Source organism: Paenibacillus sp. J22P143 (assembly GCF_059692035.1).
This window is the reverse complement of sequence record NZ_JCAUAQ010000005.1, coordinates 256,668-269,977: the sequence shown is the minus strand read 5'-3', so window position 1 is coordinate 269,977 and position 13,310 is coordinate 256,668. Positions and strand designations below refer to the sequence as shown.

10 protein-coding genes are annotated in these 13,310 nt (G+C 49.5%); 7 read left to right on the top strand and 3 right to left on the bottom strand.

What is annotated here, in order from left to right:
• Positions 1-252: 252 nt before the first annotated feature.
• Genes AC58PQ_RS12175 through AC58PQ_RS12165 form a run of 3 tightly spaced genes read right to left on the bottom strand, consistent with a single transcriptional unit; the run spans position 253 to position 3,138 of the window.
• Positions 253-933 carry a TIGR00266 family protein gene (locus AC58PQ_RS12175; RefSeq protein ID WP_477587945.1) on the bottom strand — a complete coding sequence of 227 codons (681 nt, stop codon included), beginning with the start codon at positions 931-933 and terminating at the stop codon, positions 253-255.
• A gap of 46 nt (positions 934-979) precedes the next feature.
• Positions 980-2,179: an MFS transporter gene (locus tag AC58PQ_RS12170; protein ID WP_497242194.1), complete on the bottom strand. Its 1,200-nt coding sequence runs from the start codon at positions 2,177-2,179 to the stop codon at positions 980-982.
• Positions 2,180-2,238: 59 nt separating this feature from the next.
• The gene (locus AC58PQ_RS12165) at positions 2,239-3,138 is read right to left on the bottom strand and encodes a helix-turn-helix transcriptional regulator (protein WP_497242193.1); all 900 of its coding nucleotides are present in this window, start codon (positions 3,136-3,138) and stop codon (positions 2,239-2,241) included.
• A 149-nt stretch (positions 3,139-3,287) separates the two neighbouring features.
• Here AC58PQ_RS12165 and AC58PQ_RS12160 point away from each other — a divergent pair, with 149 nt between their 5' ends.
• The 7 genes from AC58PQ_RS12160 to helD all read left to right on the top strand — a co-directional run bounded on the left by AC58PQ_RS12160 (position 3,288) and on the right by helD (position 13,003).
• A complete protein-coding gene (locus AC58PQ_RS12160; protein ID WP_497242192.1) occupies positions 3,288-4,685 on the top strand; it encodes an MATE family efflux transporter in 1,398 nt (465 codons plus the stop codon).
• 718 nt (positions 4,686-5,403) lie between these two features.
• Positions 5,404-5,736, top strand: coding sequence for a c-type cytochrome (locus AC58PQ_RS12155; protein ID WP_497242191.1), 333 nt, complete (start codon positions 5,404-5,406; stop codon positions 5,734-5,736).
• Positions 5,737-5,834: 98 nt separating this feature from the next.
• Positions 5,835-7,853 carry an LTA synthase family protein gene (locus AC58PQ_RS12150; protein WP_497242190.1) on the top strand — a complete coding sequence of 673 codons (2,019 nt, stop codon included), beginning with the start codon at positions 5,835-5,837 and terminating at the stop codon, positions 7,851-7,853.
• 196 nt (positions 7,854-8,049) lie between these two features.
• Positions 8,050-8,826, top strand: coding sequence for an ABC transporter permease (locus AC58PQ_RS12145; protein WP_497242189.1), 777 nt, complete (start codon positions 8,050-8,052; stop codon positions 8,824-8,826).
• Positions 8,823-9,614, top strand: a complete 792-nt coding sequence (locus AC58PQ_RS12140; protein WP_497242188.1) for an ABC transporter permease — start codon at positions 8,823-8,825, stop codon at positions 9,612-9,614. The genes AC58PQ_RS12145 and AC58PQ_RS12140 overlap by 4 nt, the downstream gene beginning before the upstream one ends.
• 38 nt (positions 9,615-9,652) lie before the next feature.
• Positions 9,653-10,624: an ABC transporter ATP-binding protein gene (locus AC58PQ_RS12135; protein WP_497242187.1), complete on the top strand. Its 972-nt coding sequence runs from the start codon at positions 9,653-9,655 to the stop codon at positions 10,622-10,624.
• Positions 10,625-10,657: 33 nt separating this feature from the next.
• Entirely contained in the window at positions 10,658-13,003 is a 2,346-nt protein-coding gene (helD, locus tag AC58PQ_RS12130; protein WP_497242186.1) for an RNA polymerase recycling motor HelD, read from the top strand.
• The last annotated feature ends 307 nt before the right edge of the window (positions 13,004-13,310 follow it).

The following is a 13,310-nucleotide window of genomic DNA, read 5'->3' as shown; positions in this document are numbered from 1 at the left end:
AGAATGTTCTTGATTCTCCCTTTTTTCGAACCACCGACTGGACAGCTTGTCCGTCAGGGCTAGGACAACTTACGCCGTCAATTGGCGGACGGTATGGTTTAGCAGTAACAACATTATATGTCCAGCTAAAACTGCCTGTATCATAGAAACTTTCCGTTCCAACAAGAGTAATATTATGACCACCTGATGAATCTTGATAATTATTAACACTCGCGCATTTAAGTCGCTTAGCTCCTTTTAAATTAACTAGCCTTACCTGCCTGGCAGCAATTGCTTAATCCAACCGCCGAAGCTTTTCGGATTCCGCGTTTGAATGAGCACGACACCCTCGCCGCGGAAACGGCAGACGACGCCTTCACCGCTGGTCAGGCTGGAGATCCAGCCTTTAGCGGCAGCTCTCTCGATTGTGTACTGTGTATAGTCTGGCCAAGCGACGAGGTGCCCGTTATCGACAAGCACTTCTTGGCCAGGCGCCAAGTTGATGGCATGGATCGCACCGTAGGAGGAGAGGAAAACGGTGCCTCGACCGCTAATCTCGACGATGAAGAAGCCTTCACCTGACATAAAGCCGCTCGCGAGATTTTGCATCTTCGTGTTCACCTGAATGCCCGAAGTGCCGGCAAGGAAGCCGTCTTTTTGGACAAGGAGCTTGTACGTCCCATCTAATTCTACCGCTTCGATATCGCCAATCACCGCCGGTGCCAGCAGTACCTCGCCAGTTCCGCGTGTGGAGGACAATTCTTGGAAGAAGAAGCTCTCGCCGCTTAGCATACGTCCAAGACCTTTCATAATCCCACCGTCTGCCGTTCCTTTGAGCTCGATATTCGGGGACATGGAGACCATGGCACCGGATTCGGCTTTAATGTTTTCACCGGGTTCAAGCTGTACGCGCAGCACAGGAAATGCGCCTTTATATAAGATTTCGTGTTTCATCGTAATCCTCCATTAGTTTTATTTTATAATAAGACTGCCCTTCTATTTACGCCTCTTTGAGCCGTATGGTTGCATCCAAACTGCGATTCGCATACACGAACCCAGCACAGATCAGCAGGATGCTCATGGTGACATAGAACACGGATGTGAAGCCGTACATAGCGGCCAGATGACTGCCGAGCAAGGGGCCAATCAGATTACCAAGGAACAGCGAAGATGTATTGAATCCATAAGCGGTTCCTTGAATTTCTGGAGCTGCAAGCTTCATCACAAGTGCGTTCAGTGACGGAATCATCCCGCCGATGAACAGTCCGAGCAGGAATCTGCCGATTAAGAGCATCGTAATATTGGTGGCAAAAGCCTGCGGAATGAAGGCCACTGCCGCCATCGTGAGGGCTATGACCAACGTCATACGCTGACCGATTCGGTCACCTAGTCTACCCAATGTCGGCGCGCCGAACAAATTGGCGATACCGGTAATTGCCACGATGAGTCCAGCAAAAAAGGCCAAGTGCGCCCCCGAGTATAAGGTTTGGGCATACACGGTTACGATCGGCTCGATGCTCATCATGCCGATCTGTGTGATCAGCGAAGCGGCGAAGACAGGCAGCAAGGGGCGAAACAATCGCCATTGTGTCTTTTGTTTATCCTTTTTGTCAGAGGGGGGCTTCCGCTCCTCCTTGATGAATACCATGACGATAATGCTGGCGCATAGCATGAGTCCTCCTGTGAAGAAGAACACATGGTGGTACCCGAGGAAGCTTGCCAGTATCCCGCCAATTAATGGGCCGATGAGTGAGCCCGCGATAGCGCCAGTTTGAAGCGTGCCTAACGACTTACCCGAATGTTCGCGCGGTGTCAGAGAGGCTTGCAAAGAAACCGCCATCGAGATGAAGCCGGAGAAGAATCCATTCAGCAACCTTAGCGAAAGTAACTGCCAGGGCGATGTAACAATGCCCATAAGCGCTGTGACGATGGCCATCCCGAACCCGGCGCGCAGCAGCATGATTTTGCGTCCGCGTCGATCTGCAATGGCTCCCCATAGTGGCTGAGTCAAAAAGGAAGTGATGAATTGGGCAGCTACGATCCAGCCTGTCCAACGGACAATATCGCTAAGCTCGTGAACCCCTAACTCCCCGATATAGAGAGGTAAGAACGGAAGTACCAAGTTCATGCCGCACGTAATGGAGAAGTTCGCGCCCCAAAGTATCCATAATGACTTTTTCCAATGTAAGGGGGGTGCCATGATGAGGACTCCTTAACCTTTTTTTCTCAGTATATCATAAATGGAGATTTCCCCAAGCGTCAGGTCCCTTGTGAAAACTGCTGCCGATAGGATCGAGGCGACATCCCTTCCAGCTTAGTAAAGCTAGCTGCAAAATAAGCAGCCTGCACAAAGCCAACCTCTTGGGCAATGTGAGCAATGGGCCGCTCCGTTTGCAAGAGTAAGAGCTTGGCCTGTGCCACTCTTAATTTCAGCAGATATGTTATAGGCGAGCAGCCGTACTCTTTTTGCATACATCGAGCTATATAGACAGGATGGAAATTGAGCTCATCGCCAAGCTGCTTGGCAGAAACGGATTCGCGAAAATGCTGCCTCAAGTAGGAGACGGCTTTCTCTGCGCAAGCTCTGGAGGCGGAGGCATGATCGGTCTCTGCAGAGGCAGCCAACTGATGCAGGATTTCTTGAAATAGCTGCTGTTGGGCAAAACGAACACTGCTCACATGCGCACGAGGCTGAAGCTGCAAAAGCTGATCGAAGACATCGTACATTTTCTCCGGGTGCTGCAGCGTCGTAAATTGAGGAATGCGCATGGAGAATGGTTCTACAGCGAAAGCCTCTACCACGTTTTGCGCGGGAGCTGGATCCTCCAACGGGACAAGTGAAACGGTAGTAGGTTTAATTAGCTCCCAATTGCCGCCTACGTGAAAATGCAGCCAGTAGGTGTGGGTTAGCTCTGAGCATACCTGCGTCGCGAAATGGTAGCGGTCTGGCCGCAAAATGACAGCCTGTCCTACTCCTACGTCGAATCGCGAATCATCCTCACCGATATAGAAGCAGCCGGACGTTGTGACAAGCAGATCAAATACTTGGATGTTGCTGCGGCTGGGGTGTTGCCCTCCCTTAGGGATGTCGTTCAAGCCACTCGTGATATAGTGGGGCAGAGGAGGGATCGTGATCTCAAGAAATGCTATGGCAGCCACCTTCTTTAATCCAGGATGAAAGTTGGAATTGTGTAAGTTTCAGTTGCGATGTTGATACATGAAATCAACTATAACAGCTATAATTTGAACTGACTACTAAGTTTCATTTTCATAACAAATAGAGAAACATACTGGATGGTGGCGTGATCATGACTTCTGAGAAAAATAAGTTTACCTTATGGTTTCTAGCGTGGCCCATATTTGTAGAATTACTGCTGCAGCTGCTCCTGGGTGCAGTTGATACGCTAATGGTCAGCCGTGTCTCTGATGACGCAGTAGCGGTAGTTGGCTTAGCCAACCAGATCTTTCAAGCGGTCATGATTTTATTTATGACGGTGGCAAGCGGCGCAGGTATTTTAATTGCACAGAAAATCGGAGCGAAACAGCAGGATTCCGCACGAACGGTTGGAATTATGGCCGTCACAATAAGCGGGTTCATAGGAGCCATACTCAGTGTGATTTTGTATGTGGAGGCTGTTCCCCTAGCGAGACTGTTTCATTTAGAAGAGCGGTTACTTCCACTGGCTCATACGTATATTTCGATTGTCGGCAGCGGCATGGTGTTGACCGCACTAACGGCCACACTCAGCACAGCAATTCGAAATACAGGTAACACGAAGGGGCCGATGATTACCGCGATTGGGATGAACATCATCCATGTGTTTTTGAATTACGGATGGATCAATGGGGCTTTCGGATTCCCGCAGCTAGGCTTAACAGGGGTTGCCATTTCAACGCTGATAAGTCGGCTCCTTGCAACCTGTCTGCTGCTGTATATGTTCGTTTCCGCCTTTGAGCGAAGGATCAGATGGCGTGATCTTATTGTTTTCAACCAAAAACTATTCGGTGAGATTCTCAAAATCGGCTGGCCGCTCGGCGTCAATATGTCCTCCTGGGTGCTGTCGCAGCTTGCGATTTATACTTTTTTGGCCACGATGGGCGCTTCGGCTTTGGCAGCTAGAACGTATATGAATACACTGGAATCGATCTGCTTCATGTTGGGCTATTCGATTGCATTATCGGCACAAATCCAGATAGCGCATCTATTTGGTTCAGGGCAAACACAAGCGGCGTATAAAGCGGGTTATCGCGGCACATGGATTGGACTCGGCTTAGTCGGGTGCAATAGCATCCTTCTTTTGATCATCGGACAAAGCTTCCTCGGCTTCTTCAGCCCAGACAAAGCGATCATTGAGCTAGCCCTCTCCTGCTTAGTGCTGACAGCGGTACTTCAGCCAGGCAGAATGATTAATATGGGCTTCGGAAACGCGCTGAATGCAATTGGCGATACCCGTTTTAATATGGTAATCTCCTTGATCTCCATGTGGGGCGTTGCTGCGGGACTCTCTTATGTCTTGGGACTGCATTATGGCCTAGGGTTAGCGGGAATATATGTCGCAATGATATGTGATGAGTATTTACGTGGTATTCTCGTGGCGATCCGCTGGCGGAGAAAGAAGTTTTTGCGTTTGGCGGAGGGACGGACGAAGGGCGTGGAGGTAGGGGGGAGAAGTGGGAGTAGCGATGTGAGTGTTCATAGTGCTTAGGATCGTCTACCTAGGATCCAGCAAAGATTCATCTTGCTTCCCTTTTGCCGCACCGCATTGGATAAATCCCTGTAGTGATGAAAAACACGCTTACAGAAGCAAGATTGGCCGAAAAGCCGTCACCCCGTCCTTTGTAGTGATGAAAAACACGCTTACAGGAGCGAGATTGGCCGAAAAGCCGTCGCCCGTCCCCTGTAGTGATGGAAAACACGCTTACAGGAACGAGATTAGGATTCTACGAACACGACCACTCACCTCCGGTACGTCCTAAACCGAATATCCTGATTGTAATTACCGAAGCCAGCATATCGTATTGGAGCATGAGGATTTGCTTCTTGGAATGTGATTCGTCTGAAATTATCATAAATATTTAAATTCTATACCTATGAGAAAACCTCTATCGAAGCCTTTCGAAGATGAGCGACCGCTATCTTCCCCCACAAAGTGACGCTAACCTTCGAAGCAAATTCCGATTACTTTGTGGGGACCCCAGGAGAGGAAGGTTTTATCGCCAATAACAAAGCTGTTTTCGGGTACCGAAAACTTTTACTTTGTTATGTGGTAAAAAGCCGCGTTTCGCACCATAATAATCATATGAGAAACCTCGAACGTGATTGATACACGAGGCTGCCCATGTGACAGTGCCGCGGCTTTTCTTTCTTTTCCAATCCATACTTTGGTATGATGAGAGAAATGAGATTGAAGGGGTTTGGGCGCAATGAAGATGAGAGCGGGTTGGGTTGGTGGCTTGATACTGGTGGCAGCAATAGGCTTAGCTGCTTGTGGGGAGAAACCATCGGCGACGCCGAGTGCGAGTGTTTCTGCTAAAACTGATGTTTCAAAGCTATATCAAAATTATTGTATCTCCTGTCATGGTAATCAATTACAAGGCGGGCAAGGTCCCAATATTCAAAAAGTGGGCGAACGCCTCGATGAGGCCGAAATCGTAAAGCGGATACAAAAGGGTGGTGGCGGGATGCCGCCGTTTCAGGTCACGATGAAGGAAGAGGAATTGAAAGCACTTGCAGCATGGTTGGCTGAACTTAAGTGATTTACAGAAATTGGAAGACTTAAGGTTCCTTTAAGGTAGACTACATAATTTCTTCACAATTGACATTTACAATAGGGGCATGAGGAGAGTGATGTAAGATGCACTTGAATTTGAAGCCCCGGAAGCGTCTTTCGAGTACAAAGAGCTCAAGCCGTCTGGGAGCATCGATTTCACTAGTTTTATTTATGATTGGTCTACCGATTCTGTCTGTCGTAGGTATGGAGTTTCTTGAACGCGGCAATCTGCCGGAAACCATGGAGTGGATTACAGGTAATCAACCTTTATTTATGCTAAATGTAGGGCTAACCTTCTGCCTTCTGGCCTTCATTTATGCCCTCGTAGGATCTTTGGCGATCTCTGGCTCCATTACGACCTTAATTCTTGGTCTGATGGCAATTATCTCGTATATGAAAGTGAAAATGATCGGGGAGCCGTTCTTCCCTTGGGATATATTGCTCAATAAAGAGAGTATGGATATTGCCTCATTAGTCACAGGTAAAGCCGCATTCATTCGAATTATTGCCGTTGCTGCTGCGATTCTCATCGTTCTAGCGCTTAGATGGGTGATCCCGCGTGTTACACTACCTGTTATCGCTCGGATCGGTTTAGGGCTCTTTTCGCTCTATGCCTTGTATGCATTTGGGATCAAAACACCGTTAGCTGGTAAAGTATTGGACCGTGCGGGTGTGAATGAAATAGTTTGGGATCAGCAGCAAAACTATGCGAACAATGGTCTCACCCTAGCGTTCACCCTAAATGTGAAAAACTCGATCGTTCAGAAGCCGGATACCTACAGTGAGCAAGCACTGGCTTCGGCAGCAGCGAATATTCAAGAGGCAGCTGTGCAGCAGGATACGGATGACGTCCGCAAAGTGACAGCTACCCTCGCTGAAGGGAAACAACCGAATGTCATATTTGTCATGAGCGAAGCCTTTTGGGATCCTACACTGCTGGAGAATGTAGAATTCAGCGAAGATCCGCTGCCAACGATTCACCGATTACAGAAGGAGTCTAGCTCAGGCTATCTGCTTTCCCCGCAATATGGCGGCGGTACGAGTAATGTGGAGTTTGAAGTGTTAACGGGGAACTCGATGAGCTTCTTGCCTGGCGGATCCATTCCGTATCAACAGTATATTTCGAAGCCAGTTCCAAGCTTAGCGAGTTATTTTGCCGATCAAGGGTACAAAAGCATGGGGATTCACTCCTACGAAGGCTGGTTCTGGGATCGGAACAATGTTTATAAAGAACTTGGTTTTGAATCCTTTAAAAGCAGTGAGCACTTTGAGAATCCAGAAACGAAGGGTTACTTTATCTCCGATGCTGAGGTTGCCCGTAATGTAATTAGTGAAGTGGATAAAACGGAAAATCCGATGTTTATCTACACCGTAACCATGCAAAATCACGGCCCTTATGACGATCCTCGCTATGGGGAAAATAAGTTCAAAGCAACAGGGGATCTTTCCGCGCAAGCGAAAAGTATTCTAGAAACGTACACGCAAGGTGCGCATGACGCGGATCAAAGCTTGCAAATGATGATCGAACATTTCAAGGATTCGGATGAACCGACGATGATCGTATTCTATGGTGACCATTTGCCGATGCTAGGCATGGATTATCAGGTGTATAAGGAAGCGGGCTTTATTTCAACAAGCGATGCTAACAAATGGTCGTTGGAAGAAATCAAGAAGATGCATAGCATTCCGCTTGTAACATGGTCTAACTTCGATATGCCGAAGCAGGACATTCCGCTGCTGAGTGATTCATTCTTAGGGGCTCATGTCCTTGATATGCTTCATATGGAAAAGCCAGCGAATTTTGCTCTGGATGCCGAGTTGGCACAGCAAGTGCCAGGTCTTCTTAGCAATCTGATCGTCGATCAAGACGGGCAGCTGCATGCAACTACGCCGGAATCCGCAGCACCACTAATTGATGACTATCGAAATGTGCAGTATGACTTAATGTTCGGTAAGCAGTACTTGGCCGATTATCTAGATCATGATTATTTGACCAAAGATACGCAATCCGACTACAATGCCGAGTTTGGCGGCACGGATTCTGCAGCTACAAAGTCTGAGGCTCAAGGTAACGAGAACGCGAAGCCGACAAGTACACAGTAGCGTTAATTGATAAAAGGCCGTCTCTTCAAGTAGATATTACTTGGGAGGCGGCTTTTGGCGTTATGGAAAGTAACCCAGAAATAACTGTTGCCAGTAACAGGGTTATTTTGGTAATATAAGATTCCGTCTCTACGCGGCGACTGCACGAAATACGAAAAGGCTAACCGATCTTGAATGACAAAACAGGAGGTGTTTTATGCTTTTCGCGGTTTTGGCGCGCAAGGCGTACGCAAGAAACTTGCAGTACCGTGGCTCTCATTTGCTGCATAATGCGGTTAGCGCGGTGTTCGGCTATATTTATGCCAGTATCTGGACTGGCCTAGGCAGCGATGCATCGCTAGGCGAGTACGGTGCCCATGGAATCGTCAGTTATATTGCTTTTAACCAAGCGATGCTGTGGATTACACAGTTTACGACGAATGGACTCGGACTCGAGCAATCGGTTCGTACGGGTCAAATAGCGGTCGATCTGATGCGGCCCGTGCATTTATTCTATCAGGCGATGAGCCGTGAATGGGGTCAAGTGTGGTATCAATTTGTATATAAAAGCATTCCGATTTATGTCCTCTATGTTTTCATCTTCTCCTTACAGCTTCCTCAGCACGCTTCGGTGTATGGATGGACAGCTCTCTCGCTTGTTATGGCCTCTTATATTTCGATCTGTATGAATTACCTGATTGGCGTTGCTGCCTTGTGGACGACGGAATCACGGTGGTTGTACTGGGTTAACTACTCATTCGCTATGCTGCTTTCCGGTTTTTTTATCCCCGTGGAATGGCTGCCAGGCTGGCTCCGGACCATTAGCTCGTACACGCCCTACCCTTATCTACTCTATTACCCAACTCGGATCTACCTGGGATTTGAACATGGAACTGCCCAGCTCGGCGCTCTTCTTTGGGGCATCGGGTTTACTTGTGTCTGCTTGGCCGTTACCCATGTGGTTCGCAGGAAGCTGGAGGTGCAGGGCGGATGATCTCAATTCGAATGTTTATGCTGCTCATTAAGGCAAGTATGCGAAGTCGTATGCAGTATAAATTTAATTTTGTTTTCTCGACCCTCATGGCTTCGTTCGTTCATATTTCTGAATTCTTGATGGTAGCGCTGGTGATGATGAAATTTGGCAACATACATGGCTGGACATTGTACGAGGTGAGCTACTTATATGGGGTGATGATGGTTTCCAAAGCGATTTATCGCACACTCGCCTCTGACGTACATCATCTCGAAAAATATCTCGTTTCCGGTGATTTGGATGCGATTCTGATTCGACCAGTCCCTGTGCTGCTTGCACTAATGACACAAAATTCACGGATTTTATTTGCCGAAATCGGTCAAGGGTTGATCCTATTGTTTATTTCGATGAAAGCGCTATTAGCTAGTGGGCAAATCGGATGGAGTGCCATCCCTCAGACGGGGTTCATCATCCTCACAGGCGCGGTCATTTTATTCGCGATTGGACTTGCGACGGCGGCGGCCGGCTTTTGGCTCACACGTATAGAGTCTCTGCAAAATATGACGGAGGACGCCTCTCATACCGCTGCACGCTATCCGCTTACCATCTATCCGAAATGGCTGCAAGTTTCGTTGTTAGTGCTCGTACCGGTAGGCTTCGTCAACTACATACCTGCTCTTTATGTGCTAAGGCATCAAGGGGGCTTGGAGTTGCTGCTAGGCACGTTGGCCGTCGCTGTAGCCGTATTATGGCTAGCGATGCGATTCTGGAAGCTAGGACTTTCACGATATCAAAGTACAGGTAGTTAACCATTAACCACATGAATAAAAGGGAGGGCATGCACCCGATGATAACGGTCAGGCATTTACGCAAAACCTTTCAATCCCCCGTCATTCAAGAAGGCAAGTTCTCGGGGATCCGAACGCTATTCTCTAGAGCGTATAAAGAGAAAGAAGCGGTACGCGATGTGAACTTCGAGATTGAAACCGGCGAGTTCGTCGGGTATATTGGTCCTAATGGGGCGGGAAAGTCGACGACGATCAAAATGCTTACAGGCATCCTGCACCCCACCTCTGGTGAGGTTTTGATCCATGGTCGAAGCCCGCAGAAACAACGGAAGCAAGTAGTCAGGCAGCTTGGCGTTGTTTTTGGACAGCGGAGCCAGCTGTGGTGGGATCTCCCAGTGAAGGATTCCTACGAAATCCTCCTAGCGATGTATCGCGTCGAGGCTGCAGATGCTCGTCGCCGATTAGGTGAATTGACGGAGCTGCTCGATTTAAAAGAAATCCTAGATACCCCCGTTCGCAAGCTCTCCCTCGGTCAGCGAATGAGAGCGGATTTGGCGGCTTCGATGCTGCATGATCCGGCGATATTGTTCCTGGATGAGCCTACGATTGGCCTAGATGTTGTTGCAAAGCGAAATATTCGCGGATTCCTACAGACATTGAATCGGGATTTCGGGAAGACGATCTTGCTAACGACACATGATATGGACGATATTGAGCAGCTTTGCCCAAGGGTCATCGTCATTAATCATGGGCAAATTGGCTATGATGGTTCCATAGACAAACTACGAGAACGAATAGGGCTGCCGACGATGATGAAAGTATCCTTTCGCGGTGAGATTCAAGTACCAGAGAGCTGGGAGCTGCCTTTCCGCGTAGTAGAGCAAGAAGCCAACCTCTTGACGATTGCCTGCAACCGGCAAGAGCTGAAAGCGATGGATGTGCTGCGGATTGTGAGCAGCTGGGGCGATATGGACGATGTACATATGGAAGAACCAGAATTTGAAGAAGTGATTCAAAACGTGTACGCATAAAAAGAAGAAATCATGTGGGAGTGGGTTGGGACCATGGCGATAGGGAATGAAGAACGAGAGAAGGAAGCGCAGCGCGTTGCCACCGTGCGAGCCAATATTCAGCGGCGCATTGTAGAGCTGCGCCAAACGGTAGATGATCGCAGATCAGAAGCGACGGCCATCGGCCGAAGCTTCTGGGACGATATCTCGGTCAACGCAGACAATGACGATGATTTGATTGAAACCGCAGCGAGTATGGCTCAGCAGGAGCATGTGCTGCAAGGGCAGGAGCGCAGCTATCGATTGGCGCAGGATGCACTGCGCAAGCTGGAGCGTGTCGTTGATGCGCCCTATTTCAGCCGTATAGATTTTCAAGAGAAGGGCGAGCAGGAGCGGGAGAAAATCTATATCGGTTTGACCTCGTTCATCGACAATAAAACCGATGAAATTCTGATCTATGACTGGCGCGCGCCGATCGCTAGCTTATTCTATGACTATCCGCCAGGACCGGCGACGTATCGAACGCCAGAGATGGATGTCAGCGGCGAGCTATGGCTCAAGCGCCAATATATCATCAAGGCTGGCGAGCTGCAGGATGTGTTCGATACGGGTATCTCGATCGGTGACGAGATGCTGCAGAAGATGCTCAGCCGCAGCGCAGACGAGAAGATGAGCTCCATCGTCACGACCATTCAGCGCGAGCAGAATCAGATCATCCGCGATGATCAGCACAAGGTGCTGGTCGTCCAAGGCGCGGCTGGCAGCGGTAAAACGTCCGTTGCCTTGCAGCGCATCGCGTACTTGCTCTACAAGTATCGGACGACGCTGAGTGCCGATAATATGATCCTCTTTTCGCCGAACTCGCTGTTCAGCGATTACGTCTCTCGCGTATTGCCCGAGTTGGGTGAAGCGACGATGCAGCAGACGACCTTTCAAGATTATTTAACGCATAAATTAACGGATACCGGACTGAAGCTGGAGGATCCGTATGACCAGCTGGAGTTTATTTTGACTGGAACCGATCAGGATTCCGTGTATGCAGCACGCTTGGAGAGTATTACCTACAAAACCTCCGAAGCTTTCCTAAGCGTCATCGAAGCCTACGGTGAGAAGTTGAGGGGGGGCGGTATTCGATTCCTTGATTTGGCGGTGGGTAAGAAGGTGCTGATCACGGCTGAGGAGTTGAGTGAACGCTTCTACAGCAAGTCCTCCATTCTTGCCATCGGTGAGCGGATGGAGCAGTTGTCGGAATGGATCATGGAAAGGCTGGAAGTGTTTCAAGTCGATGTGCAGAAGCGGTTTTATCGCAAGCTTGTACGCGAGCCGAAGTACATGGGCAGCGAGCCTGAAATGAAGAAGATGAGCCGTGTCAAAGCCCACAAAGCGATTACACCGCTCAAGGAAAAAGCGCAAAAACTAGCCTATGTCGATGTGCTCGGCATGTACAAAGCGTTATTTACGGATACAAGCTTACAGCAGGATTTGGTAATGCTTGCTGGCCAGCCGCTGCCAGATGCATGGGCGACGATTAGTGAATTCACGGTGGAGGCGCTAGAGCAAGGCAATCTGCGCTACGAGGACGCAACGCCGCTTGTCTATCTCAAGGGGCTTGTTGAGGGTCAGCTTCGGGTGGGCACGATCCGCTATTGTTTGGTCGATGAAGCACAGGATTACTCACCGTTTCACTATGCGTATTTGAAAAAACTGTTTCCACGCGCCCGTTTCACGCTTCTGGGCGATTGGAATCAGGGGATTTTCACGCATGCGAATGCGAATGTGAGTGTGGGTGTGGGTGCAAGTGCGAGTGCCAACGCCGCCAAAGGCAGCAGAGGCGCCGCTCAGCAAGAGCATGGCTACAGCTCGATCAGCGAGCTGATGGGGGAAGACGAGACGGAGACGATCCGTCTCGTCAAGAGCTACCGCTCGACACGCGAGATCACCGAGTTCGCGTGTCAGGTATTGCCGGGCGGCGAACCGGTGGAACCGTTCAGCCGCAGCGGCGAGGAGCCGCGCCTGCTGCGCGCAGGCAGCGAGCAAGAGCTGATCCGCCTTGTCGCAGAGACGGCGGCCATGAGGCGCGATGGCGGCGCAAGCTCCGTCGCGATCATTTGCAAGACCGAGCGCGAGACGGAGTCTGCGCACGTGCGCTTGAAGCCGCTGCTGCCAGAGCTCGCGCGGATCAGCAAAGATACGCTGCACTACGAGGCAGGCGTCATGATCTTGCCGGCGTACCTCGCCAAAGGGCTCGAGTTCGACGCGGTTATTCTCTACGATGCCGGGGCGGCTGTCTATGCGGAGGCGAAGGAGCGCAAGCTGTTTTACACGGCTTGCACCCGGGCACTCCATCACCTAGATGTCTGTTATCTAGGTGAATTAACCCCTTTTCTTCCACATAAATAGACATACGTCCATACCCATCCGCCCTGCCTAACATAGAATACATGGAGCAAACAAGATCACGTTTAGCAGGCGGAAGGGGGAACTAACCATGTCTAACGTTGGATACTCTAGCACAGCAGTTGTTCTGGTATTGTACATTTTGTTGGTAATCATATTGGCAACTTTCTAATATAGCAATGGCCTGTATAAGCCGTCTTCCGCCTCGCGGAAGGCGGCTTTATTACGTGATTACGCATAATTTTCCAGTTAGGGGAGAACTTAACGATAACCGTTATTGTATGTCCACCTCATACCAAAGAGGGAGAAC

Bases quoted from the DNA above. Each gene is read 5' to 3' on its own strand.
- helD (WP_497242186.1), top strand. From the start codon at position 10,658: ATGGCGATAGGGAATGAAGAACGAGAGAAGGAAGCGCAGCGCGTTGCC.
- AC58PQ_RS12140 (WP_497242188.1), top strand. From the start codon at position 8,823: ATGATCTCAATTCGAATGTTTATGCTGCTCATTAAGGCAAGTATGCGA.
- AC58PQ_RS12145 (WP_497242189.1), top strand. From the start codon at position 8,050: ATGCTTTTCGCGGTTTTGGCGCGCAAGGCGTACGCAAGAAACTTGCAG.
- AC58PQ_RS12135 (WP_497242187.1), top strand. From the start codon at position 9,653: ATGATAACGGTCAGGCATTTACGCAAAACCTTTCAATCCCCCGTCATT.
- AC58PQ_RS12175 (WP_477587945.1), bottom strand. From the start codon at position 933: ATGAAACACGAAATCTTATATAAAGGCGCATTTCCTGTGCTGCGCGTA.
- AC58PQ_RS12170 (WP_497242194.1), bottom strand. From the start codon at position 2,179: ATGGCACCCCCCTTACATTGGAAAAAGTCATTATGGATACTTTGGGGC.
- AC58PQ_RS12150 (WP_497242190.1), top strand. From the start codon at position 5,835: ATGCACTTGAATTTGAAGCCCCGGAAGCGTCTTTCGAGTACAAAGAGC.
- AC58PQ_RS12155 (WP_497242191.1), top strand. From the start codon at position 5,404: ATGAAGATGAGAGCGGGTTGGGTTGGTGGCTTGATACTGGTGGCAGCA.
- AC58PQ_RS12160 (WP_497242192.1), top strand. From the start codon at position 3,288: ATGACTTCTGAGAAAAATAAGTTTACCTTATGGTTTCTAGCGTGGCCC.